This is a genomic window from Pigmentiphaga soli, from assembly GCF_039541095.1.
Classification (GTDB): domain Bacteria; phylum Pseudomonadota; class Gammaproteobacteria; order Burkholderiales; family Burkholderiaceae_B; genus Pigmentiphaga; species Pigmentiphaga soli.
On sequence record NZ_BAABFO010000001.1, the window covers coordinates 114562 to 138969 of the forward strand.

The window sequence follows — 24408 nt, forward strand, 5'->3', positions numbered from 1 at the left end:
CGGCGGTCCGGCTTTCACCGGACCGCCGTTTTGCGCGGCTCGGACTCAAACGCCGGACGCTATCCGCGGCGGCGCGAGGTGGCCGTGGCCGCCGGCAGCACGTCGCTGTCCTTGCGCGGCCCCTTGACCAGGTCCTCGCGCTTGACCCCCAGCCACATCGCCAGCGCCGCCGCCACGAATACCGACGAATAGATCCCGAACCAGATCCCGATCGTCAGCGCCAGCGCGAAGTAGTGCAGCGTGGGGCCGCCGAACAGCAGCATCGAGATCACCATCATCTGCGTCGAGCCGTGGGTGATGATGGTGCGCGAGATGGTGGCGGTGATGGCGCTGTCGATCACCTCGCGCACCGTGGCCTTGCGCTGCTTGCGGAAGTTCTCGCGGATCCGGTCCATGATGACCACCGACTCGTTCACCGAATAGCCCAGCACGGCCAGCACCGCCGCCAGCACCGGCAGCGAGAACTCCCATTGGAAGAAGGCGAAGAAGCCGAGGATGATGACCACGTCGTGCAGGTTGGCGATCACGCCGGCCACAGCGAACTTCCACTCGAAGCGGAAGCCCAGGTAGATCACGATGCCGACCACCACGAACAGCAGCGCCAGCAGGCCGTCGTGCGCCAGCTCCTTGCCCACCTGCGGGCCGACGTATTCCACCCGCCGCAGCTCCACGGTGGGATCGGCCGCCTTCAGCGCGCCGATCACCTCGTTGCTCTGCTCGGTGGAGGTCTTGCCGGCCACGTTGGGCAGCCGGATCATCACGTCGCGCGAGGTGCCGAAGTTCTGCACCTGGAAGTCGGAATAGCCCAGCGTGCCCACCTGCTCGCGCACCTTGTCGAGCTCGGCCGCCTGCTGGTAGTTGACCTCCATCACCGTGCCGCCGGTGAACTCGATCGACAGGTGGAAGCCCTTGGTGGCGATGAAGAATACCGCCGCCAGGAAGGTCACCAGGCTGATCGCGTTCAGGATCAGCGCATGGCGCATGAAGGGAATGGTCTTGCGGATGCGGAAGAATTCCATGGCGGTCAGACCTCTTTGGGTTTCCAGACCTGGCCGATCGAGATCTTCTGCAGCTTCTTGCGGCGGCCGTACCAGAGGTTGGCCAGCGCGCGGGCGCCGATCACGGAAGAGAACATCGAGGTCAGAATGCCCAGCGTATGGACGATGGCGAAGCCGCGCACCGGGCCGGAGCCGAAGGCCAGCAGCGCGATGGCGGCGATGAGCGTGGTGACGTTGGAGTCGAGGATGGTGCCCCAGGCACGCTCGAAGCCGAGGTGGATCGCCTGCTGCGGCGTGGCGCCGTTGCGCAGTTCTTCGCGGATGCGCTCGTTGATCAGCACGTTGGAGTCGATCGCCATGCCCAGCGCCAGCGCGATGGCGGCGATGCCGGGCAGGGTGAGGGTGGCCTGCAGCATCGACAGCAGCGCTATCAGCAGCAGCAGGTTGACCGCCAGCGCGATCACCGAGAACACGCCGAACAGGCCGTAGTACAGCGCGATGAACACGGCGATGGCGACGAAGCCCCAGGTGACGGCGTGGAAGCCCTTGGCGATGTTGTCGGCGCCCAGGCTGGGGCCGATGGTGCGTTCCTCGATGATTTCCATCGGCGCGGCCAGCGAGCCGGCGCGCAGCAGCAGCGCGGTGTCGTTGGCTTCCACCGTGGTCATGCTGCCCGAGATCTGCACCCGGCCGCCGGCGATCTCGGTGCGGATCACGGGCGCCGTCACGACTTCGCCCTTGCCCTTCTCGAACAGCAGGATGGCCATGCGCTTGCCGACGTTGTCGCGGGTCACGTCGCGGAAGATGCGCGCGCCCTTGGCGTCGAGGGTGAGGTGCACCGCCGGCTGCTGGGTCTGGCTATCGAAGCCGGCCTGCGCGTCCTGCAGGTTCTCGCCGGTCAGGATCACCTGGCGGCGCACCAGCACCGGGCGGCCGTCGCGGTCGGTGTAGCGTTCCAGCCCGAACGGCACGGTACCGCCGGCCAGCGCGCTCATCGCCTCGGGGGAGTCGTCCACCAGGCGCACCTCCAGCGTGGCGGTGCGGCCCAGGATGTCCTTGGCCTTGGCCACGTCTTGCACGCCGGGCAGCTGGACCACGATGCGGTCGGTGCCCTGCTGCTGGATGACGGGCTCGGCCACGCCCAGTTCGTTGATCCGGTTGTGCAGGGTGGTGATGTTCTGGCGCAGCGCGTTGTCTTGCGCGGTCTTGACGGCCTGCGGGCTGAGCGTGGCGACCAGCTTGAGGTCGGCGCCGGCGTCCTGGTCGGTCAGCTGCAGGTCGGGCAGGCTGTCGCGCAGCACGTCGCGCGCGCGGTCGCGGGTGGCGGCGTCGCGCAGCTTGATTTCGATCGTGTCGCCGACGCGGTCGATGCCGTTGTGGCGCACGTTCTTGTCGCGCAGCAGGGTGCGCACGTCGCCCGCCATCGAGTCGTAGCGCTTGGTCAGCGCGCCCTTCATGTCGACCTGCAGCAGGAAGTGCACGCCGCCGCGCAGGTCCAGGCCCAGGTACATCGGCAGCGCGTGCAGCGCCGTCAGCCACGAAGGCGAGGCCGACAGCAGGTTCAGCGCCACCACGTAGGAAGGATCGGACTGGTCCGGGTTCAGCGTCTTGTCGATCAGGTCGCGCGCGCGCAGCTGGGCGTCGTTGGTTTCCAGCCGGACGCGCACCGTGCCCACCGGGCCGTTCTGCTCGAAATACAGGCCGGTGTTGGCGATGCCGGCCGAGGTCAGGATCTGCTCGACCCGGCCGGCGAGCGAATTGTCGACCTTGACCGTGGCCTTGGCGCTGGACACCTGCACCGCCGGCGATTCGCCGAAGAAATTCGGCAGCGTGTAGATGAAGCCGATCACGATCGCCAGCGCGACCATGACGTACTTCCAGAGAGGATAGCGATTCATTGTGGCGCGAAGCGGTTCATGTGTCGTGGACGGGGGTCAGAGCGCCTTGATGGTGCCCTTGGGCAGCACGGTCTGCACCGCGACCTTCTGGACCAGCACTTCGACCGGACGCTCGCCCTCGCGCGCGACTTCGAGCGAGATATAGGTTTCGTTGACCTTGGCGACCTTGCCGAGGATCCCGCCCACGGTGACGACCTCGTCGCCCTTGGACAGCGCGGCCACCAGGTTCTTGTGTTCCTTCTGCCGCTTCATCTGAGGCCGGATCATCAGGAAATAGAGGATCACGAACATCAGGGCCAGAGGCAGGAAGCCCATCAAGGCGCCTTCGCCGCCGGCAGGGGTTTGCGCCAGGACGTCGGCGAGAGCGTTCGGTGTCAGCATTTCTTCTCCAGAATCAAGGACTTGCGTAAAAAACGTCGCGGCATTGTAGCCCAGCGCCCCGCTTTAACATATCCAGGGCACCGCGGATCCGGCTTTGCCGGTCCGCCGGTGCCGCCCCCCGGGGGGAACGGCCGAAGGCCGCCAGGGATGGGCCTTGGTGGGCCTTATACACCACGGGCGCGTTCGGCCGCGAACACCGCGCGCCACGCCGCGAAGCGGCCGCCCTCGATCGCCTCCCGCATCTGCCGCATCAGCTGCAGGTAGTAATAGAGATTGTGGATCGTGTTCAGCCGCGCCCCGAGGATCTCGTTGGAGCGGAACAGGTGGTGCAGATAGGCCCGCGAGAAATTACGACACGTATAACAGCCGCAGGTTTCATCCAGCGGGGCGGTATCGTCGCGATAGCGCGCGTTGCGGATCTTGACGTCGCCGTAGCGGGTGAACAGCCAGCCATTGCGCGCGTTGCGGGTCGGCATCACGCAGTCGAACATGTCGATGCCGCGCGCCACGCCCTCCACCAGGTCTTCCGGCGTGCCCACGCCCATCAGGTAGCGCGGCGCCTGCGCCGGCAGCCGCGGCCCGACGTGATTCAGGATCCGCAGCATGTCTTCCTTGGGCTCGCCCACCGACAGCCCGCCGATCGCGTAGCCGTGGAAGCCGATCCCGGCCAGCCCGGCCAGCGACTCGTCGCGCAGCGGCTCGAACATGCCGCCCTGCACGATGCCGAACAGCGCGTTCGGGTTGCCCAGGCGGTCGAACTCGTCGCGCGAGCGCCGCGCCCAGCGCAGCGACATCCGCATCGACTGCGCCGCCTCCTCGGCCGTGGCCGGCCGGCCGTCGATCGCGTACGGCGTGCACTCGTCGAACACCATCGCGATGTCGGAATTCAGCGCCAGCTGGATCCGCATCGATTCCTCCGGCGTCAGCATCAGCCGCGTGCCGTCGATGGGCGAGGCGAACCGCACGCCTTCTTCGGTGATCTTGCGCAACCCTTCCAGGCTGAATACCTGGAAGCCGCCGGAATCGGTCAGGATCGGCTTCTTCCACTGCATGAAGCCGTGCAGGCCGTGATGCGCCTGCATCACGTCCACGCCGGGCCGCAGCCACAGGTGGAAGGTATTGCCGAGGATGATCTGGGCGCCGATGTCTTCCAGTTCGTCGGGCGCCATCGCCTTGACCGTGCCGTAGGTGCCGACCGGCATGAAGATCGGCGTTTCCACCGTGCCGTGGTTCAGCGTCATGCGCCCGCGGCGCGCCTGGCCGTCGGTGGCCAGCAGTTCGAAGGAAAGTCCGTTCATGGTGTCTGGGCCGTTGCCGGGCGTTCGATGAACATCGCGTCGCCGTAGCTGAAGAAACGGTAGCGCCGGGCCACCGCATGGGCGTAGGCGCGGCGGATCGGCTCGATGCCGGCCAGCGCGCTCACCAGCATCATCAGCGTCGACTTGGGCAGGTGGAAATTGGTGACCAGCGCGTCGACCACGCGGTAGGCGTAGCCGGGCGTGATGAACAGCCGCGTGTCGCCGGTGGCTGCCGCCAGCGGGCCGTTGCCGCAGGCCGCGGCCGACTCCAGTGCCCGCACGCTGGTCGTGCCCACTGCCACCACCCGCCCGCCGCGCGCCCGGGCGCGGGCGACGGCGTCGGCCGTGGCTTGCGGCACGGTGTACCACTCGCTGTGCATGACGTGCTCGGCCAGGCGCTGCACGCGCACCGGCAGGAAGGTGCCGGCGCCCACGTGCAGCGTGACGAAGGCGGTATCGACGCCGCGCGCCCGCAGCGCTTCCAGCGTCGGGGTGTCGAAATGCAGGCCGGCGGTGGGCGCAGCCACCGCGCCCGGCTCGCGCGCGTAGACCGTCTGGTAGCGGGCGTCGTCGCCGGCGTCGGGGGCGTGCGTGATGTACGGCGGCAGCGGCGTGCTGCCGTGGGCATCCAGCAGATCCAGCACCGGCGCCGGAAAGCGCAGGTCGAACAGGTCGTCCTCGCGGCCCAGCACGGTCACGTCGAAGGCGTCGGCCAGCCGGATCACGGCGCCCGCCTTGGGCGACTTGCTGGCGCGCAGATGCGCCAGCGCGCGGTCGGGCTCGGTGATCCGCTCGACCAGCACCTCGACCTTGCCGCCGGTGGATTTTTCTCCGTACAGGCGGGCCTTGATGACCCGCGTGTCGTTGAAGACCAGCAGGTCGGCCGGGCGCAGCAGCTCGGCCAGGTCGGCGAAGCGGCGGTCGTGCAGCGCGCCGCCGGCGTCCAGGTGCAGCAGGCGGCTGGCGCTGCGCTCGGCGGCCGGCGTCTGGGCGATCAGCTCGGGGGGGAGGGCGTAGTCGAAATCGTCGACGGTGAGGTCTGGCACTGCGGGAAAACTCAGGAAAGGGGCCAACCCGCCATCATAACCGGGCTTGGTCTTCCCTGTCCGCGCCGCACTGCCAGCACACGGAGAACTGGGGCTCCAGCCACTCCTGGCAGGTCTCGCAATACCAGTGCGGGCGCGCTGCGGGCGGCGGGTTGCGGCTTTGCTCGATCAGCCGCAGCGCGGCGTCGCGGTCTTCCGGGTTCTCCAGCCAGACTTCCGAGCCGCACTGGTCGGGCGGGATCTCGCCCAGGGCGCCTTGCAGGTAGACATGCTGGAGGGAGCAGGCGATGCGGGCCTGGCGGAGCAGGTTGACCCAGTGCTGGCCGGTCAGCAGGTCGGGGGCGCGCAGCAGTCTGATCATCTGATGGGGTAATCTGTCCGATTCTTCACAAGGAGTACCGATCATGGCTCAAGCCTCCGCCCGCCACATCCTCGTTTCCACCGAGGCCAAGTGCAATGAACTGAAAGCCGCCATCGAGGGCGGCGCCGATTTCGCGCAGGTCGCGCGCGAGCATTCCAGCTGCCCGTCCAAGCGCGACGGCGGCAACCTGGGCACCTTCGGGCGCGGCCAGATGGTGCCGGAATTCGACCAGGTGGTATTCAGCGCGCCGGTCAATGTGGTGCAGGGGCCGGTGAAGACGCAGTTCGGGTATCACCTGGTGGAAGTGACCAGCCGGGGGGATTGAACCGGGGTATCTGCCCTCCGGAAGGCCTCCGTTCGCAGGCCGCGCCGCCCGCTGCAGGCCGGGTTGCGTCGGCGCAGGGGCGGCGCAAGAATGCGTATAATGCAACGCTTTCCGCCCCCGGCCGCGCGGCCGTGGCGGCGGACAGGCCCGAGTGGTGAAATTGGTAGACGCAGGGGACTCAAAATCCCCCGCCGCAAGGCGTGCCGGTTCGATTCCGGCCTCGGGCACCACGGATATATCGGCACATCGCACCACTTACGCCAACATTCGCCAACTATTCTATGGTGTTTATGGTGCCTGCCGGCCCCGGCATTCCAACACGATCCCACATTCGCCGGCAATTTTGGCTATTCTGTTACGCCATTTGCCCGCCAGGGATTACGCCAATGCCCTCCTACCGCAAGCGCGGCGACACGTGGCGCGCGGAGATCATGCGCCACGGCCGCCGAGAGAGCGCCACGTTCCCGACCAAGCGCGAGGCGCAGGAGTGGGCGACGCGGCGGGAAGCCGAGCTGGCAGCCGTGCGCGGCGGCAAGGTCATCCGCAGAACGCTGGCCGAGGTCATGCAGAAGTACGCCGAGGAGGTCAGCCCGGGCAAAGCCGGTGAACGCTGGGAGCGCACCCGGATCGCCGCCATCAGCCGCGACCCTCTGGCCGAGATGACCATGCAGGACATCGGGCCGGCCGACCTGGCCGCATGGCGGGATCGCCGGTTGGCGGGAACGGCCGATACCCCGGCGGTCAAGGGCGCCACCGTGCTGCGCGACATCGCGCTGCTGCGCGCGATCTGGCGGCGGGCACGGATGGGGGAGTGGCGCTTCGTTGACCACGACCCCTGGCCGGACGTGGAGAAGCCGGCCGACAGCCGCGCGCGGACCACGACATTCCAGCCGGGCCAGGCCGAGCGGATCGTGGAGGCGCTAGGCTACGAGGGCGGGACGCCGGCCGATAAACGCCAGCAGGCCGCCGTGGCGCTGCTGCTGGCCCTGGAGACGGCCATGCGGGCCGGCGAGCTGCTGGCCCTGCGCTGGGAATATGTGCACCTGGATCGCCGCGTGGCGCACCTGCCGGCCACCAAGAATGGCGATCCCCGGGATGTGCCGCTGTCCCGCTGCGCGGTTGAGTTGCTGGAGGCCATGCAGGGGGTGGACGAGGAACGGGTGTTCACGCTGTCGTCCGCATTGCTGGATGTGTATTTCAGGCAGGGGCGCGCCCTGGCCGGCATCGAAGGCCCGACGTTCCACGACGCGCGCGCCACCGCCATCACACGGCTGGCCAAGAAGCTGGATCTGCTGGAGCTGGCCCGGATGGTCGGGCACCGCGACCCGCGCAGCCTGTTGGTCTATTACCGGGCATCGGCGGCGGACATCGCTTCACGGCTGGACTGAATAGCCCGCACGTATCCCTGCAACCCCATCACCTGGGCGCCGAGCCGGTCAGCTTCTGCCGCCACGTCGACATATCGGCTTGCGCAGCTGCCGACCACGTACCGCAGCACGGCGGCGCCGTCGGTGGCACCATCAGTGCCGGATCCGGCGCCGGGATCTGCGGCGGGGCCACCACCACGGGCGGCAAGGGCATCGAGCTGCTGGCGCAGCCGGCCAAGCTCAGCAGCAGCGCCAGCAGCGGCCACATCCGCCGCGGCGCGCTGGGTTTCGAATTGCGTGCGTGCAGCATCGGCTGCCTCCTGGGTAGATTGCTCCAGCTCTCGATATTTCTCGGACGCCTGGTAAGCGGCGTCGCTCGCCGCCTGTAGTTCTTGGGCACGGGCGGCTTGCAAGGTCGAAATTTCAGCCCCGTAGCGCCATTTCTGGACCACGCCCACCCCAGCGCCCGCGACGACGCCGGAAATCGCCGCCACGGCCGCGTATCCACGCCAGCCGGCCAGGGTGGATAGGATGTTCATGCCGTCACCGCCGCTACTGCGCGCGCATGCAGCGCGTCCCATGTCTCCGGGTGCGGCTTGCCGGGTCGCCAGGTCCAGAGGTAGAGCGCCCATGCCGCGGACGGATCGTGGGCGGCAGGCAGTGGGCCCGGGTCCGTCCACAGCAGCAGTCGGGCGAACGCGCAGGCCAGTATGTCGTCGACCGCCAAGCGCTGGTACACATCGCGCTCGGTGGGCGTGACGCCGCGCAGTGCGCAGATGCGCAGCGCGTCGGGCCGGCTGGCTGCATGCGTCAGCACGCCATGCACGCCACCGCCCTGTTCGAACTGCCAGAAGCCGCGGGCAGGGCCGCCGACTTGCCGCCGGTGCTCGAATCTGCTTTCCTGCAGGCCGATGGCCAGCAGCATGACCCTCGCCTCGTCCGAGGTCATCTTGAGCGGCAGCAGCGCCAGCGTTGGCTCGACGATCTGCGCGAGGACGTCTTCCGGTTCCATCATTTCGTGTCCTCAAGCCTCACCCGCAGCTTGCCGGCGATTATCAGGTTGTAAAAAAACTCGCAGCCTCGGGCTCCGCCGAACGCCACGGCCGGAATGGACAGCGCCACCAGCATGGGCCCCCATTCGAGATGCTTGGCAGCGAAAAAGGTCATCAGGCCGGCCAGCCAGCTGCCGCACATGTGCGCGCCAATGAGCAGCGGCATGTTATGCACGGACACCGGCGGATCTTCGTTGGCCATGCCAGAAATCTTGATGAGCAGCGCCGTCGCGCCGGCCAACGTCGACAGCACGGCCACGGCGACCCATTCGAACCCCGTCACCTGCTCCATGGCCTCGCCGAACGTCATCGCCGCGGCGTGGACGGTAACGGGCCAAAGGAGCAATAGGATGGTGCGCGTCCGCGCAATCAGCTGAAGCGGCGGCACGCGATCACCTTTTCGAAGTAGTGTTAACGGACGCCGGTGGCGGCGATGATGACCGATACGAGCGCGTCGAGCAGGTAGCGCGCGATGACGGGCCGGATGTCGCCGGATTGAAGAATGACCGACGTAAGGGCGACTTGACCGATCGCCATCAGCATGAACACCACGTGTCGGTATCGATGCGTCAGCGGCAGGTGGATGTGCTCCGGGGACCAGTCATTGACCGCCACGTCGACCAGGCCAGCGAGCGCCACGCCGCCCAGAAGCAGGATCGCGAACACGCCGCCCGTCCCATCCGTGCTCATGGCGTCGGCGTGCTGACTGTACGGGTCCACCATCGCGATGCCGACGGTCACGAGGATCGAGGCCGAGACATAAAATCGCGCGATCCAACTGCGGATGGTTTTCATGACGCCACACCCTCACCGGAACTCGCTTCCAGCGCCGAAATCCGCGCTTCAAAGCCGGCGAGGATGAACGCGTGCAACTCGTCCTTGCGAAAGCTGTACGCGTCGCCGGCCGGGATCGTGATGTTGCCCTTGTCGTCCCTTTCCTCTGGCCACTGGTCGTAGCAGATGAAGCCGTAGGCGAATGGATCCAGGCTGTTGGCCTGCATGATCTCGACGGCGCGCTGCACAGTCATGCCGATATGCGTGCGCGCGGCCTCGCCCTTGGCCGCCACCGCGGCCAGCCACTTGAAACCACCGATTTCGCGCGCGAGCTGCTTTGCGGCATTGATTTCCGCAGCTGTCAGCGGACGGACCGCCGTCTTTTCGCGCGCGTCGGACGTATTGATGGCCCCGTTGACCGCGAAGACCTCGCTCCAGCGCGACGACGAGATACCGAGTTTTTGTGCGCCCGCCAGGCCTGGGAACACGGCGCCGTAGTTGGCATCGTTCGTCGTGTGAATATTGAGCAGCGTCTCGAACGTTGGCGTGGCGCCAGCCGATCCCGGCGGCGCGGCCCGAAAGAGGAAATTATTGGCGCTCCACTGGAACCCAGATGCGGCAAGCGCAGCTATGTAGGTGTTGGCGCGCGGATCGTAGTTCCAGGTAATCGCCGGATAGTCGCCGGAGTTCGCGCCGCCCAACGACAACCGCGAACCGCCGCCGACCTGCAGCGTCTGGTTGATCTGGGTCAGGGCGCCGATGTAGTTCCGGGCCGTCGTGTCCTCGATATAGATCGGGTACCGATTTGCTCCTAGCGTCTGGTTCTTGATGTAGACGCCGTACTCGTTCGTTACCGACCCGCTGCCGGCGCCCTGCACGCCCTCGATGCGCAACCCTATGCTGTTGGTAATGGATGCGCCGTCGTTCACGGCCGGGTTGAAGACATAGCCGTATGCGTTCGTCACTGCAGCGTAGATCGCTGGACGGTACTGGCACGCCCACACATTCGTAGTGGGAGCGTTAATCCGATCCTGGCTGAAGAACGAAATGGCCGACGTGATGGCAGCATTAATGACGTTGGACGATTCCGAGCCATAAACAATACGGACAGATCCGGGCCCGTTGTGCGTGCTGCGTGACTGGAAACCGACCGTATGGTCGATGTTCTGCGAACTGCTCGATGTCATCGCCGCGTCGAAGCTGCACGCAGCCTGATTGGCGCCCGTAGGCTTGAATGCTGTCTGGTCGCGAAAGGCGTGCGGCGATGCCGTTCCGCCAACCGTTCGGGTAACCCGGAATACGGCATCTGGGGTGCCGGCATCGTCAGAAGCTGTGCCCTCAAAGCGCTTCGATGTAACCTCAATTGACAGATTGCTTTCAAGCTCTGACAGATCATCGCTAACCTGGGCCACGCTCGCCTGTACCTGCGCTACCTCTTCCGCGAGGTCGGCGACATCTTGCGTGGCAGCATAGGCTGTGTCGGTGATGTACCTATCCCACACCAGATTGCCGTACTGATCGTAGACCACTTGGCGATACGCGCCAGTGCCCCAAATCGTGGCGCCCCCCCGCGCATTGAGAACTACGGGGTTGGGGTTCAGGATCGTCTGCTCGGCATCCTGATAGGTATCCTTCGGCGTCGTCGTGTTCGGGATGTAGAAGTAGACCTTCCCGCCGACGATGGGGCGCCCATTGTTGTCCCAGAAGTACTGGACTCCGTTTGGTAGTAAAGTGCTCCTGTCAATCTCCTACTGAGCGCGCGGCATGGAATTCACGGCGACTTTCTGGGTTTTCGTGGGCATCTATTGCGTGGCCCACTTCGTCTACGGGTTGTGGGAAGGCTTTCATGGGCTACGGCCGAGCGGGCTTATCTTTGGAGACCCCCAGCCGCGCCAGTCCGCCAGTCCCTTCGTAAGCGAGGGATGGGTACAAGAGCCTCTGCAGCGGAGTGACTTGCGTGAATGGGAGCGGACCACCGGCTGCACCCTGGAGAGCCGCGACTTGCCCGCGGTTTACCGCACGCGACGCAATAAGACTCGCCAGTCCGGTGTTGCCCAGCATTGAGTTAGCCAGCCTCCCACCAACGACTGTTCCTGCCGTTGTCAGCGGCGCAACGGCTGCCCCCGGCACCAGAGAACTCATGCCGGCCAGCGTTTGCAGACGCTGAGCGGTACCCGAATCTCCCATACGTCCCTTCAAAAACTGCGCCGCAATATCTGCCAGTTCGCCGAGATCCGCTGATTTGATCCCGCGAGCATTTGCCAGTCGCGCGGCAGAGATGTCCCCTTCGGCGCCACGGGGGGCCAGCTTTTGTAACTCCATCAGGTTGCCCCACTGCTGGCGGGTTTTTGCAAAGGACGCGCCGCGATCGGGCAATGACCGATTTAGCGCATCCATGAGCGAGGTTCTCATTTCCCTGGCGTAGTAGGCGAGCGTCGAATCATTGCTCTTGCCGAGGCGGTCGAGCCCCATCTTAATGTTGTAGGCCGCATCGGCGTCGATGATGTCGCCCGGCTTGACCTTGCCCAAGATGTTGTCCACCTGGCGCACCACGACCCCATACTGCGGGTCGGTCATTTCGTTGCGGGCGTTTGTGAGAATGCGGCCCAGGTCGTTCAGAAATGTTTGGTCAGCGTTGACGGCATTGCTTTTCAGCACTCGATCAAACTCGTTACCGAGCCGCTTTTCTGCGTCCTTGATCGCCTGCATCACGTTGTCGGTGTTCTCGCCGATGGTGCGCGAGATAGCGGTGTTGAACTGCTTTTGCTGCTTGGTCAGCGCGCTTCCCTTGCCCGAGAACGGAACATAGTCGAGCGTCGCGGACACGGCGTTCACCGGCTTGCTGTTGATCAACTGATCGGGACGGATATCTATGCCGCGCTGTTTGGCTGCTTGCGCCAGCGCGCCCACTTCGGGCGAGACATTCCCACCCACCGAATTGCTTATGCCGCGGCCCAGTGCGCGCAGCCCGGCACCAGCCGCAGGCAACGCGCCGCCGATTGCCGCGCCACCGCTGATATTGCTGCGCTGCGCTGCATCGTAGTCGCCGCTGGTGACCGGGGTCACAGCGCCAAAGCCGGCGCCCTGCAATGCGCCTCCGGCCATCGACCCGAGCAGGCGCCCCAACGCCGGCGAGCGGGCCAGAAGCTGCTCGCCTAGCGCTGCGCCGCGAACGATGGGCGCGGCAGCAGCCGGTCCGGCGACCATGAGCGGCGCGACGGATCCAGCCAAACGGCCAATGCCGGCCGCAGCAGAGCCCGGCGTGGCGGCCTGGTACTCAGACTCCCGCCGCGCGATTTCGGCGTCTCTGGAGCCCAGGATTGAAGCCAGAGCACTCTTGTCGTATCCCAGATCAGTCAGGATTTTGGCGCCGGTGTGAACAGACTCCTGTCCTATGCCGGCCGCCAGGTCGGTCAAGCCCTGATAGGCACCACGCACAAAGTTCTTCGTCGCACGCCCAAGCCCCTCGATCGCGGCAATTGCTGGGTTCTTCTCCGGTGCCGGCGTCGTGCCGCCCATCTCCAGTACCAGCGCGCCGTCTTCCGCGCGCGATTGGGTGGTCCCGCCGGGTTGGTTCAGCATCTGCCATACGGGGTCTGCCGCAAGCCGCTCGGACACCTCACGCCCACCACCGGCGGTCGGTTGATCGTTCAGCATCTGCCAAAGCGGGTCGGACGCCAGTTTGTCGGTCATGGGCGCAGCCTCGGCAGAAGGAAAGATGGCGGCAGCCGCGCGCTCCACCCAAGAATCACGCTTGGCCATGGCTGGGACGCCGGGACGCAGGAATTGCTCAGTGAACAGGCGCCCGGCCGCTTTCGGGTCGTCGGTTCCGCGAATGGCGTCCAACACAGCGCCTTCCGGCGTGTTGGTCAATTCGTGCACCAGGAACTGGTAGTTCGCCTCGGGATCCTTCACATCCAACCCGACGTGTTTGGCGAACGCCTCGAATTGTTGGCGGCGTGGTCCGGTCCATTGCGCCCAGCCGAAGCCGCCGCGCGATCCGGGAACAACCGGCTGGTGCTCGTTGATGGCCTGCAGTCCCGCGCTCTCGTACCCCAGGGCGCCGATGATGCCGGCGGCCTGCTGGGGAGTGATACCCAGGTCCTGGGACAGGCGTGATGCGACCTGGGGCGCGAGCGCTTCGAACTGGGCCATCAGAACGCCCCCACTTCCGACATCTTGCGGTACGACTCCATCAAGGCCTTGCGTTTCTCTGGCTTGAGCGAGGCGATATAGGACCGCTGCTGCTCGGGCGGCAGGTTGCGCAGTTCCATGACGTCAGGGTTGAAGGCGTTCGACCAGCGGCGCTCGAACTCGGGCAGCTTGGCCATGTTGCCGCCGTGTTGCTCCACCCAGGCTTGCGCCGCGTTGTTCTTGGCGATGACGCCGGTCTGGAGGGCCTTGACGTACTGGATGGCGTCTCGCAAGGCGCCCGGGTTCATGTTTTGCGGGTCGGGCTGGCCTTGCGTGAACGTGGACAGGCGTGCGTCCGAGCCCGAATATCCGGCGGCCGAGGCGGCCTGCGCGCCAGCATTGGCCAGATACTTCTTGAGGGACTGGAAATTCTGAACTGCACCACCCTCGTCCTGGAGGCCGAGCGATTGCAGAATGGTCGGCAAAATCAGCTTAGCATTTGCCGCCACGCCCGAAGTGCCAGCGCCGGCCAGCGCCTCCAGGGCACGGTCGTAGCCGTTGATCGCCGTGGGCGCATTGTTGGCAGACTCGACCAGCGAGTTATACCGATCCGCCGCGGCGGCGGCGATCTTCTCCTGCCCCAGCACTGGCGCTGTGGGGAGGAATCCATTAGGAGCGCCCCCGGGTTGCCCCTGACCACCAGCAGGCGCGCCGGCCCCTCCCACGGTTGCGCCAAGCGGTACGGTGCCTTGCTGGCCATCGACGAACACGGGGACGCGCGTTGCCGCTTCGCCCGGTGAAAGGGTCTTGGGTACAACTGCTGCGGTCGAGATCTGGCCCGTGATGGGGTCTCGATTCGTCAGCAGTTGCGCGCCCCCGGTATCGACAGCGCCGCCCTGGGGTAGCAACCCGATTTGCTCCTGCGTCCGTTGGAGACCAATCCAGTGTTGACGCAGCCAGGACTGCAGCTCTTTGGGATCGGAAGGAATCTGCGTTGCGTATTGCTGCGCCTGCTCGGGGGTCATCATCCCAAGTTGGACGCCGTTCGCCAGCGTGCGGATCACGTCCTGGGGCGTGGCGCGCTCGCCCATGTTCACCAGCGAGCCAAGCTGGCTGCCGAAGAAGCTGAGTTGCTTTTGCGCGATATCAAGCTGCTTGGCCTTCGCCTCCAGTTGAGCGTTGGATAGCTGCTGGAACTTGCCCAGGTACTCGGGGATGTTGTAGGCGCCAGCACCCTGCGAGAGCAATTGCGTGAACTTGGCTTGGTCGATCTGTCCCGTAACAGGATCGGTCGAAAGTTTCGCGGCCTCGGACGCGGCCTTGTTGGCCTCCATCTGCTGGGTCAGCGCGCGCTGTTGCAGCAGGTTGCCCTGCAAGCCAATCAGGCCCTGCACCCCACTAGCGAGGCGCGAGTAGTCCGGCAAGCGGATCTGGGATGCGTAATCGACCATCAGTGCACCTTCGAGTAATCGACGTATTTCACGCCGTTGATCTCGATGACGGCGTCAGGATCGGCCTGTTCAACCTCCTGCGCCATGACGCCGATCTGAAGTGTGGGATCGCCCTTGTAGCGGTACCGGTAGAGCGTATGGCCCTTCTTCGTGCGGCCGATGGGTTCGATGTCTTCCTTGGTTCGCATGTCGGAAAGCAGCGCGTAGATGCCTGCGGCCGACATGCCGAGATTCCCCAGATTCCCCAGCGTGCTCGCGTTCGCGTTCGCGGCGCCAATGAGGCCCGAGCCCTGCGCGGCCGCGCCTTGCTGGGCCAGATTGCCGATATTGGAGGCCGTCTGCATGCCGGCATTGCCCACGCCCGCGGCGGCGTTCTGGCCGAGACCCGCGAGCCCGGAGAAGCGGTTGAACTGGTCCGAGGCCAGCCCATAGTTCGCCTGGAACTGCTGCAGCGCGCGGTTGTATTGGTCGCCGTAGGTCTGATTGGCCAGGCCGGTGGCGAAGTTCAGCAGCCCCTTGCTTTGGGCACCCGAGAGTCCCATGCCCTGGGCCGATGCCTGGTTATTCAGCGCCTTGAGACCCTGCTGGAGGGTGAACTGGTAGCCCGGAGTCTGGTCGAGCTTCGAGGCATCGAACTGGAAGGGCGTGGTCAGGTAGGACGACATGGCATTCGAGTTGCCGACGCCCGGGCCTACGCCCAACATGCCGAGCAGTCCCTGAAGCCCAGTCCCGGCTCCAGCGTCCACGAACGGTTTGAGCCGTTCCTGGAGTTGCTGGAACATCTCCATCTGCTTGTCGATGCCATACCGCGTGGCCTCGGCAGAGAGATTGCCCGCTTCCAGGGCGGCATCGGCCTGCCCCCCTGTTCCTAGGATGTCGCCTACAGCGTCGGTAATGAAGCTCCTAGCAGCCTCCCATCATGATCAATGCGCGAGGTTCGCCATCGCGCACGTAGGCACCCGTGATGCGCCCCTCTTCGACAAAACCGCAGCGACGCGCCAAGCGCAGCGCGGCTACATTCCAATCACCAATCGGGGCAATGAACTTGGCCGCGCCGCGGTGTCGCATTTCATCAAGGCATTCGTGGATAAAAGAGACAAGGGTTGCATCGCCGCGTCTCGTAGCAACATGGATTTCCCTCATGCGCTGGGTCACCCTTCGGAACATGACAAACCCCTTGTCCTGAAACTGAAAATACGTGGCGGTAGGTTGGTACCGCACGTCGCCCGGACTCACCCCGTCCTCCGCCACCCAGCGCCACACGCGAGGATCGCGCATGATGTGAGTGACGAATTCGGGGCTCGCCTGGACCAGCATCACGTCAGGATTCCCGCATTGCGCAGGGCGGTTTGCAGAGCGTTGACCTTGGCGGCCAGCGTCGCAATCGCATTGGCTGCCGTGGCGTTATCAGTGACAGCGGCAATCGTGTTGCCGCCCGAGGTTCCGCCACTGTTGTCCGTCAGGTTCGGCACACTGGCGGCTTTCTTTACGACGCCGGCCGTGCTCGTGGTGGCCGGTGATGCGTTGGTGCTCGCGTACGCCGCAACTTCTTTGACCGGCGTGGTTGCCTGCCCGCTGCCGCCATGGCTGATGTAAAGCTGTTCATTGCCGTTGAGTGCCATGTTGGCCTCCTTTAGGTATTGGGCAGGTACTCTGCGCCGCTGATGGTCAGATTCGCGCCGTTGCCGTCGGCATAGATCTGCGCGCCAGGCTCCAGCTTGTGGTTGATCGCCTGCCAGGGCGTCGAGACGCCGCCGGCGGGGACGTTGCACAGTGCAACGCGGTACTTCGCGTCAAACGCCTCGCCAGAGGGCACGACGTAGATCGCGACAGTGATGGGCGCCCCCGTGGCGTTGGTGGCGCTGGCCGCCTGAATGGTGGTTTGGGTTGCCACCGGCGTCGTGTAAACGCTAGCCGCGGTTCCGGTCAGCGTGGCGCCCTTGACGAGTTCTTTCCAGTTGGTTGCCATGATTTCCTCATAGTCCGTCAAGTTTGGCTTTATCCGCAGCGCTCATGAAGCCGGCGGACGTGGGGGTGGCGACGGCGTGCAATTCCGGGGCTTCGTGAATGCCGTGTGCCCAGACTTCAGGCGGCAATATGGGCGGCGATTGGCGCGCGTAGGGCTCGGGCGGAAGAAAATCTCCACGAGCGCGCGCTGACGATTCGTTGACAGGTCCGCCACCGGGCACTTGGATCCGAATCGGCACCAGCGACTCGCACCGCTGCAATGCCTCGGCCGCCATGCAGCCGATGACGCCCATGGCGGCAGCCTGCGCGACATCGGCAGGCATCTGGCCTTCATCGAGTGCCGCCTGAATCTGCGCGAGGGCATTTCCGTACTGCTGCCCCTCGACGGCCGCCTGCAGGTCAAGAATCAATCTGCGCAGCGCGTCGGCGTCCTCTCCATCCGCGCCGCCGGTCCGGTTCCATAGGGTCAGGAAAAACCGCCACCAGACCTCGGCGAAACGGCCGCCAGGTGCTAGGACAGCCGATTGAGGAAGAGGAATATCGCTCCGGGTGTCCATTACTGGTTCGCCGATTTGTATTGCACGAACGCGCCGTTCAGTGCGGTGTTGACGGGCGCGGACCATGACAACTCGAAAACGCGATCGCGAGCCATGCCCAGGCGTTGGAACTGGATCGATTTCAGGTAGTCGCCCTCGGCGCCAAAGGACGCGCGGATCGGATTTCCCCACGTGCGCCCCGCGGTGTCGGACCAGCGTAGGAATACCGGCACTTCCTGATTCTCCGCGCCGGTCCCGACCTGAAATGCCGCGATGAACTCCCGGTACATCACCCGGCTGGAATCATCATCCACCATGTGCGGGAATGACCGGATGCGAGCCACCGGTCCGCCGTCGTCAGTCATGGCCAGCGGATCCAGGCGGTACAGGTTGCCATTTTCCCAGTCGCCGACGATGGGCTGCCCATATGCGAATGCGAAGCAGGCGGCGCGGTGACGGTTGAACGCACCTTCCTGGTCCAGCCACAGCCACTCGTGCCATTGGCTCGTGCTCAGGTCGAACACCCACGTCTTGTTGGCGGTCGGGAACGTCAGCACGTACCAGAAGTGGCCGTCGATCTGCATCGTGAACGCTTGGGCGTCGTCCACGCGGGGATAGCTCTGGATTTCGTTCTCGATCGCGTGAGTCGAGATCCGGGCAGCCGCGTAATCCTCCGTGCGCACGATGATGCACTTGCCCTGCGGCGACTGCGACAACCAGTACACCGCGCCATCCATCTGGGCCACCGAGAAGGGGGCAATACAGCCGTGCTGGATGAAGGCGCCCGGCATGCGAGCATACGGGAAGAGGTCTCCGCCGGCGTTGTACCAAACCTCGGTGGTCAACGTTCCCAACAGAAACAAGTACCGCTTGGTGATCGCTACGGTGACGAGTTTGTCGCTGAAACCGATCTTGCTTGCGAAATCGGTGGCATCGAAATCGGTCTGGAACGCCAGCGAGATGTAGAACTGCGTGGTTCCCGGGCGCGGCAGAACGAAGAACCCGTCTGAGTACTGAACCGTGTTGCCGCCGTAGAAGGAATCCTGCGTGATGGGCGCGAACAGATTGTCGTCCAGGCGGATGGTGTAGCCCGCCGACGTGTTGTCCACGAGCACGATGGAGTTGCCGTTATCGACCATCGAGCACGGACCGGACGACGATGCGATGGTGCCGAGCTCAGTTAGGGTCCAATCACTCGCGATGACGTACACGCCTGTACCGCAAACGCCGTACAGCTTACCGTTCGAGGCGGCATACAGGCATCGCCACCCTGCGCGCGCGGATTGCGCCAGCCGCACTAGGCCCGGGGTCGGGTAGTGCGTAGTGGGGAACGTCGAATCCTTCGGATTCAGCTCCATGTAGAGGTTCACGCACCGCTGCGCGCTGGCGATGATGCTCTTCGCCATGTACGCGCCGGTGGTGAGCGCGACCTTAGCCCTAGCCTGCGCTCCCGATGTAGTAGTCGCCGTAGATGTTGTACGAGCCGCCGCGCCCCTGGAGGCTGCCAGGCATCTGCAGGCGAGGTATCTGCGCGTTGGCCTCTTCGATGATGCGCATGGAGGCCTCCGCCTTCTTCGCCACGATCTCGTTTACCGGCAGCCCATAGAAGGGGTACAGCTCGAGCGTCAGATTCCACATCAGCGCCGCCTTGTACTCCGGCGGCAGCGTGATCTCTTCGTCCATGCTGGCGAACTGCTGCAACTGCTGCATGACCGTGATGTGAATCTCGTACTGATTGTTCGGGACCGGCCACGGGTAGAGGTTGCCCACGGGGTTACCCGCATCGTAGAAGATGAACTGGGGGAATGCGTTGAGCGTTTTCAGGCCGATGCGGTTGTAGTCCTCACGTGCACGCAGGATCGTGAACGGGTAGTCCACCGGTAATTGCTGATTGAACTGCTGGCGGAAGAACGCCGATTCGAGCTTGGAAGGCCGGGGGATGTCGAAGTCGCCGCCAGGGCCAACCGTGTACGAAATCTGCCCCGTGGCCACCTTCGATGCCGTCACGAGCTCGTACACCATGTATCGGCGCCGCTGCCATTGCGCCATCATCATGTTCAGGAGGTTGAACGAGTCGTTCATGTCCTCGGCGTCAGCCGTCTGGCCGACACCCAGCACGTTGGCCGTTTTCAGGGCCAACTCGATGATGTCGCTCGGGGTGGTAGGCAGCGGGACAGACCTGGCTTACCCCTGCGCCGCGGCGATTTTCTCGCGCAGCTTGTCCAGACCGGTGGCCGGATGCACCTTCAGGCCCAGTTCCTTGGCCTGCGCCAGCAGAGCTTCCCGTTCGGCGTCCGCAGCCGGATCGCCGTCCTCCTTCTTGCCCTCGGTCACGACCGCCTCTTCCTCGGCGTTCTCGACCAGGATCTGTGAGCCGTCGGCCAGCGTTACCCACTTGGGGAACTCCTGGAATACGTACGGCGCGGTGAAATCTCGATTGTTCATGGGATCTCCCGGGACGGGAGGGCCGAAGCCCTCCCTGTTGACTTACACCACGTCGGCGACGACGCAGGCCCATTCCGGTCGGATTGCCGCGAAGCCGTACAGGATGTCCATACGGGTGATCAGGGCGTCGTTCATGACGTCGTAGGCCTCGATCATGCGCAGGCTGACACCGTCGAACTCGGCGCGCGCGGCCTGTACGACACCTGCCGTTGGCATTTCCAGGTCAGCGGTCGCCAGCGTGAACGCTTCCGGATAGAACGCGAGGTTCTGCCGGTAGCTGGAGCCGGCGGTCGCCACGAGAGAGATCGCGGCCGAGTTCGCCGGCGACGCCGTGACGGTGTTGTACGCCGCGGGGGCGGGCACGATGGCGGGGTAGATCGGGATGGAGGTCGCCCCGGATGCTACGTTGGCCGTCACGACGAACTGCCGCAGTTCGCCCTGGGTCTGGCCGGTCAGGCGGTTGATGGCGTTCACGCCGGCGATCGTGATGATGTCGCCCTTGTTCAGGGTGCCGGTGATGGCATTGACCACCAAGGTGTTACCCGTCTGCCCGGCACCGTTGACCGTACCGGCGGAGAAGGTGCCCACCGTGTGGATCTTGGTCGTCTGGTCGTACATCCAGTCGAAACCCAGGGTGTCCTTGGTGATCAGGCCGGTCTCGTACTGACCGCTGATTTTCTGCTGCGGGTTGAACAGGCCGGCCAGCGTGCCGACGGTGTTCGCCTGGGTGATGGGATCCAGGATGATCTGGCGATCCATGCGGGGAGCCAGGTTCTGGTCCAGATACGCACCGGCGCGCAGCCACGTCTGCGGAATCGGACTTGCCAGGTTGCCCCCGGCCGTGTTCATGACCAGCGTGGCGGACGAGTCGGCCAGCGTCATCAGGTCCCCGGCCACCGCGGCCGCCAGACGATTGACCGCCGGAGCCAGGATGCGCTCGGAGAAGTCGTCCAAGCTCATGGTTTTCTCGGCGGTGCCGAACGACACGGGAACGTGCTTCTGGGTGGCCACGGTGAGCGTGGTGTTCTGCTCGTTCGTGCCCTGGGGCGTGATCGCCGGGCCGGTGCCGACCAGGTAGTCGTTGGGCAGGCGGATGCGCAGCGTATTGCCGATCTTGGCGCCGGTGCGTGCGAATTGGTCGTCGTATTGACGCGACACGGTCCGCAGGAAGGCGTTGGTCTGCGTGAACAGACGAACTGCCTCGTTGGTGATCATGTCGATGGTGAGGAGCGAATTGGCCCTGATAGCCTCCGTTGAGCAAAGGAGAGAAAGCGCGGGATTGCGCTTGCTGTCTCTGCCCTCGGGAGACTGATTCCGGGCCAACCGACGATTTTTACTGCCGGGCTCGCCTAAACCCTACGCCACCCCTTGCGGGTCACTACCCATGCCTTGCGGCACGTGCGGCAAATGTAGGTCTCAAACCCGAGGTTTTGCAACTACCTACGCCGCGCGGTCTGATTGCGCCAGGCCATCCAGGCCTTGGTGTCCTTCGGGTCGGGCTCCGCGCCCTCCGCGCGGCCGTTGCCGTCGATCGGGGCAATGGGGGCCGGCGCCGAGGAGATCGCTTTGGTGTAGGCCTGAACCGCTTTGGGGGCCAATTTGGCCATCTCGATCGCCATCTGCACCGGAGGCAGCCCGGAAATGCGCATGGCTTCCTCAATGTTGGCGGCGTCGCCCAGGAACCGAACCACCTTTTCGGGATTGGGCATGCTCGTCAGCGCCTCCAGGAACTCGGGCGAGCCGATTCCAGCGATCTGCAGGTTCTGCACGGAGCGGTCGAACTCGTCGCCGAACTCCTTGCGGCCCGCTTCTTCGATGGAGGTGACCCGCTGGGCCATGGATTGCTGCTTGACGAGTGCCTGAGCCTCCTGAAGGGCCATCGTGCGCGCCAGTTCCACCACATTGGGGTGAAGCTGCTGCTGGGGCTGCGTTTGGCCGTCCTGCTGTTGCTGGGGAGGCACCGAAAGCCGCTGCTCAAGTTCTGCGGCGCGACGTTCGGCCGCTGCGGCTCGCTCGTCGGCCGCCTTCTTCGCCGCCGTCAGTTCGCCAAAGCGGCGGATCGCCCATTCCGGTGGATCGGCACGGGGCTTTTCGGGCGGCGTAGACGTTTCGGTGGGCGTGGTCGCGCCCTCGGCGCCAGGTTGCTGCTGAGTTGCAGCCGGTTGTTCCACGGCAGTTTCGCTCATGTGTTCCTCTTCAGGGTTGGCCTACTGGTTTGCCCAGGTCGGTGACGACCAGGCCGGTTGCGTATGCCTCGGCGCCGGACAGGCCCGGAACGTTCTCGCCATCGGCAAGGGATGGCATATCCAGGGCGTCGCTTGTGCTTTGCACTCCCACGGCCGCCAGCAGTTCGGGCGGAATGGCAGCGATCAATTTGGCCATCCGGTCGGTTTCGGCCTTGAACGCCTCGATGGTGGATTTGCGCTCGTTCTCCATCCGCAGCGCCAGATGATTCAGCGCGTCGGTATCGACCTGCTGCTTGGCGATCTTCAGTTCCTCGGTTCGGTCCTGAAGCGCCTGTTGCAGTTGCTGAATGATCTGGGCCGCCTGTTCGAGCTGGCCCATCAACTGCTTCTCGGACGCGGTGGCGCCATCGCCGCGCACCTCGGGCGGGATCCAGTTGCGGATGCGCTCGGCGATGGCATCGGACATCGGGAAATCGCCCATCTTGGCGAACAGGTCGCCGATGACCTGCGCGAGCTGCGGCACCCCGGTGATCAGCTCCTTCATCGCCTGGAATGCCTCTTCGCGACGCGTGTCGAAATTCGGGCCGGCCTTGGCCACCACGTCATAGGTGCCCACGGCCGGATTGAAGATCGAGCGAATGACGTTGTTCTCGGCGTCGCGCTCTTGCTGGAGAGCTACACGAGCCTGCGGGTCCACCTGGATCTGCGATTCTTGGCCATCCTCGCCCATGATCCGGATGATGCGCCGCGTGTCGTAGATCTTGGGAATCAGGTCGATGAGCTGCTTGCCGGTGAACCGCAGCGCGTTGGCTAGATTGTCGAGGTAGTGGAACGTCGCGCGCTCGCCCTGGTCCTTGCGGTTGTCCAGCGCCACGCCGGACAACTCTTGCGTCTGCTTGCCGAACGTGGCCTCGTACTGACCGCTGGCCATCATCATCTCGATGGCGGCAGCTTGCATGCCCGCAGTGAACGCCTCGGCCGCCTGGGGAGGCTGCGGACGCTCGGGCTTCGGGATGGGGTTGCCGTTCTCGTCCATCCCGTTGTAGGCCAGATAGGCATGGTTCTCGCGGTTCGCGGTGGTCCAGTAGTTCTCCAGCCCCTCGAACGCCTCCAGCGGCCCCACCCACGGCGTCTTGGTCTGCAACGCGCCGAACTCCACCTGGGCCGACGTGTTGTAGTTGTACATGCGCTGGGGATCCTTCAGGTATCGCACGAGTCCCTTGCGATCCATCTTGCCATCGATGATGACCTCTTCGCCCACCACGCGGATGACGGGGATCCATTTGCCGGCCCAGGTATTGCGCTCCAGGACCTGGTTGCCCGCGATCAGGTACCAGCGGATAGTGCGCTTGTCAACGCGGCGCCGGCGCACCTCTTCGCCGCTGGTGGCCAGTTCCTTGAGTAGGTCACGTTCCAGCGGGGACAGCTCAGACTCGCGTTTGAACGCAAACCCGCCGCCCTCGTTCGGAATGGCGTACATCCATTCCTTGCCTTCCTCGACCTCGTAGTATTCGGCGATGCGCACCGAATCCTTGGTCAGCCAGCCGGACTCGGTCACGTTCATGCCGACCAGCGAGGGCGCGACGTTGGGGTATTTCGCCTCGAACTGCGCGCGTGGCATGTCGTCGTAGATGATGCAGAACGTCGCGTCCGACCCGTCCTTGCGCTTGACCGGCGACATGTAGACCGCCAGCGGGTCCGGCACCGGCCGGATGAATATCTCCTGGTCGAACCCGTTGTCGTCGGCGTAGTCCGTGACGATGCGCCAGTAGCCTATACCGCCGCCCACCTGGCACTCGCAGGCGTTCATGTAGGCCGTTTGCGCGTCGGAGGCATACTCGATGTGCCGGATGATGTTCTCGAACACCATGGCGGCCTCGTACGTCGCCTCGGAGCCCGTCGGGTGGACGTGCAGCCCCGGGCGGTTCGCCTTGGCCTGGTTGACCACGTGTAGCCAGTGCGTGTGCGTCTTGTTGACGGTCAGCATGGGCTGGCCTTCCAACTGACGCCGCGCTCGCACCGCGGGCAACCACTGCTCCTGGTTATCGCTGTCGGCGAACAGGAATTTCATGTCGTCGGTGTAGAGCTGTCGTGCGGTGCGCTCCCACGCGACGGCCTTGTCGAAGTTGCGATGGGCGCGCGCGACGACGTCCTGATCTGCTTTTGTTTGGCGGGGCCTGATTCTCTC

Annotated in this window: 26 protein-coding genes and 1 tRNA gene; 3 read left to right on the forward strand and 24 right to left on the reverse strand. The window is 64.9% G+C overall.

Annotation, left to right across the window (positions count from 1 at the left end; translation table 11 throughout):
* Nucleotides 1-59: 59 nt before the first annotated feature.
* From secF to ABD927_RS00560, 6 genes are all read right to left on the reverse strand, one after another.
* Nucleotides 60-1019: a protein translocase subunit SecF gene (gene secF / locus ABD927_RS00535; RefSeq protein ID WP_345245227.1), complete on the reverse strand. Its 960-nt coding sequence runs from the start codon at nt 1017-1019 to the stop codon at nt 60-62.
* A 5-nt stretch (nt 1020-1024) separates the two neighbouring features.
* A complete protein-coding gene (secD, locus tag ABD927_RS00540) occupies nt 1025-2896 on the reverse strand; it encodes a protein translocase subunit SecD (protein WP_345245229.1) in 1872 nt (623 codons plus the stop codon).
* 36 nt (nt 2897-2932) lie between these two features.
* Nucleotides 2933-3277, reverse strand: a complete 345-nt coding sequence (gene yajC, locus ABD927_RS00545; RefSeq protein WP_345245231.1) for a preprotein translocase subunit YajC — start codon at nt 3275-3277, stop codon at nt 2933-2935.
* 164 nt (nt 3278-3441) lie between these two features.
* On the reverse strand, nt 3442-4575 hold the full coding sequence (tgt, locus tag ABD927_RS00550) for a tRNA guanosine(34) transglycosylase Tgt (RefSeq protein WP_345245233.1): 1134 nt from the start codon (nt 4573-4575) through the stop codon (nt 3442-3444).
* Complete coding sequence (gene queA, locus ABD927_RS00555; RefSeq protein ID WP_345245235.1) at nt 4572-5621, reverse strand: tRNA preQ1(34) S-adenosylmethionine ribosyltransferase-isomerase QueA; 1050 nt, start codon at nt 5619-5621, stop codon at nt 4572-4574. The genes tgt and queA overlap by 4 nt, the downstream gene beginning before the upstream one ends.
* 34 nt (nt 5622-5655) lie before the next feature.
* A complete protein-coding gene (locus ABD927_RS00560; RefSeq protein WP_345245237.1) occupies nt 5656-5982 on the reverse strand; it encodes a putative signal transducing protein in 327 nt (108 codons plus the stop codon).
* A gap of 43 nt (nt 5983-6025) precedes the next feature.
* Here ABD927_RS00560 and ABD927_RS00565 point away from each other — a divergent pair, with 43 nt between their 5' ends.
* The 3 genes from ABD927_RS00565 (at nt 6026) to ABD927_RS00575 (ending at nt 7695) form a co-directional block, all read left to right on the forward strand.
* The gene (locus ABD927_RS00565; protein ID WP_345245239.1) at nt 6026-6307 is read left to right on the forward strand and encodes a peptidylprolyl isomerase; all 282 of its coding nucleotides are present in this window, start codon (nt 6026-6028) and stop codon (nt 6305-6307) included.
* Nucleotides 6308-6452: 145 nt separating this feature from the next.
* Nucleotides 6453-6537 (forward strand) — tRNA-Leu (locus ABD927_RS00570).
* A gap of 156 nt (nt 6538-6693) precedes the next feature.
* Complete coding sequence (locus tag ABD927_RS00575; RefSeq protein ID WP_345245241.1) at nt 6694-7695, forward strand: tyrosine-type recombinase/integrase; 1002 nt, start codon at nt 6694-6696, stop codon at nt 7693-7695.
* Here the strand turns inward: ABD927_RS00575 and ABD927_RS00580 are convergent.
* The 18 genes from ABD927_RS00580 to ABD927_RS00665 form a co-directional block, all read right to left on the reverse strand.
* On the reverse strand, nt 7653-8213 hold the full coding sequence (locus ABD927_RS00580; protein ID WP_345245243.1) for a DUF2514 family protein: 561 nt from the start codon (nt 8211-8213) through the stop codon (nt 7653-7655). The two genes, ABD927_RS00575 and ABD927_RS00580, sit on opposite strands and share 43 nt — an antisense overlap.
* Nucleotides 8210-8689, reverse strand: coding sequence for a hypothetical protein (locus tag ABD927_RS00585; RefSeq protein ID WP_425570144.1), 480 nt, complete (start codon nt 8687-8689; stop codon nt 8210-8212). Before ABD927_RS00585 ends, ABD927_RS00580 begins: the two co-directional genes overlap by 4 nt.
* Complete coding sequence (locus ABD927_RS00590) at nt 8686-9114, reverse strand: hypothetical protein (protein WP_345245245.1); 429 nt, start codon at nt 9112-9114, stop codon at nt 8686-8688. The genes ABD927_RS00585 and ABD927_RS00590 overlap by 4 nt, the downstream gene beginning before the upstream one ends.
* 23 nt (nt 9115-9137) lie before the next feature.
* The gene (locus ABD927_RS00595; protein ID WP_345245247.1) at nt 9138-9521 is read right to left on the reverse strand and encodes a hypothetical protein; all 384 of its coding nucleotides are present in this window, start codon (nt 9519-9521) and stop codon (nt 9138-9140) included.
* On the reverse strand, nt 9518-11029 hold the full coding sequence (locus tag ABD927_RS00600) for a tail fiber domain-containing protein (protein WP_345245249.1): 1512 nt from the start codon (nt 11027-11029) through the stop codon (nt 9518-9520). Before ABD927_RS00600 ends, ABD927_RS00595 begins: the two co-directional genes overlap by 4 nt.
* A 322-nt stretch (nt 11030-11351) precedes the next feature.
* The gene (locus ABD927_RS00605) at nt 11352-13655 is read right to left on the reverse strand and encodes a phage tail tip lysozyme (protein WP_345245251.1); all 2304 of its coding nucleotides are present in this window, start codon (nt 13653-13655) and stop codon (nt 11352-11354) included.
* The gene (locus tag ABD927_RS00610; protein WP_345245253.1) at nt 13655-15085 is read right to left on the reverse strand and encodes a hypothetical protein; all 1431 of its coding nucleotides are present in this window, start codon (nt 15083-15085) and stop codon (nt 13655-13657) included. The genes ABD927_RS00605 and ABD927_RS00610 overlap by 1 nt, the downstream gene beginning before the upstream one ends.
* Nucleotides 15085-15867, reverse strand: a complete 783-nt coding sequence (locus ABD927_RS00615) for a tail fiber domain-containing protein (RefSeq protein WP_345245255.1) — start codon at nt 15865-15867, stop codon at nt 15085-15087. The genes ABD927_RS00610 and ABD927_RS00615 overlap by 1 nt, the downstream gene beginning before the upstream one ends.
* Before the next feature lie 121 nt (nt 15868-15988).
* The gene (locus ABD927_RS00620) at nt 15989-16405 is read right to left on the reverse strand and encodes a GNAT family N-acetyltransferase (RefSeq protein WP_345245257.1); all 417 of its coding nucleotides are present in this window, start codon (nt 16403-16405) and stop codon (nt 15989-15991) included.
* Nucleotides 16402-16707, reverse strand: a complete 306-nt coding sequence (locus ABD927_RS00625) for a hypothetical protein (RefSeq protein WP_345245259.1) — start codon at nt 16705-16707, stop codon at nt 16402-16404. Before ABD927_RS00625 ends, ABD927_RS00620 begins: the two co-directional genes overlap by 4 nt.
* Nucleotides 16708-16718: 11 nt before the next feature.
* Nucleotides 16719-17054, reverse strand: a complete 336-nt coding sequence (locus ABD927_RS00630) for a hypothetical protein (protein ID WP_345245261.1) — start codon at nt 17052-17054, stop codon at nt 16719-16721.
* Between the two features lie 7 nt (nt 17055-17061).
* A complete protein-coding gene (locus ABD927_RS00635; RefSeq protein ID WP_345245263.1) occupies nt 17062-17610 on the reverse strand; it encodes a hypothetical protein in 549 nt (182 codons plus the stop codon).
* Nucleotides 17610-18995 carry a hypothetical protein gene (locus tag ABD927_RS00640; RefSeq protein WP_345245265.1) on the reverse strand — a complete coding sequence of 462 codons (1386 nt, stop codon included), beginning with the start codon at nt 18993-18995 and terminating at the stop codon, nt 17610-17612. The genes ABD927_RS00635 and ABD927_RS00640 overlap by 1 nt, the downstream gene beginning before the upstream one ends.
* 31 nt (nt 18996-19026) lie before the next feature.
* Nucleotides 19027-19728 (reverse strand): hypothetical protein, encoded by a 702-nt coding sequence (locus ABD927_RS00645; protein ID WP_345245267.1) that lies wholly within the window; start codon nt 19726-19728, stop codon nt 19027-19029.
* A gap of 45 nt (nt 19729-19773) precedes the next feature.
* The gene (locus ABD927_RS00650; protein WP_345245269.1) at nt 19774-20034 is read right to left on the reverse strand and encodes a hypothetical protein; all 261 of its coding nucleotides are present in this window, start codon (nt 20032-20034) and stop codon (nt 19774-19776) included.
* Nucleotides 20035-20076: 42 nt separating this feature from the next.
* Entirely contained in the window at nt 20077-21249 is a 1173-nt protein-coding gene (locus tag ABD927_RS00655; RefSeq protein ID WP_486352025.1) for a P22 phage major capsid protein family protein, read from the reverse strand.
* Between the two features lie 221 nt (nt 21250-21470).
* Nucleotides 21471-22220: a hypothetical protein gene (locus tag ABD927_RS00660; RefSeq protein WP_345245271.1), complete on the reverse strand. Its 750-nt coding sequence runs from the start codon at nt 22218-22220 to the stop codon at nt 21471-21473.
* A gap of 10 nt (nt 22221-22230) precedes the next feature.
* Entirely contained in the window at nt 22231-24402 is a 2172-nt protein-coding gene (locus tag ABD927_RS00665; RefSeq protein ID WP_345245920.1) for a portal protein, read from the reverse strand.
* Between the last annotated feature and the right edge of the window lie 6 nt (nt 24403-24408).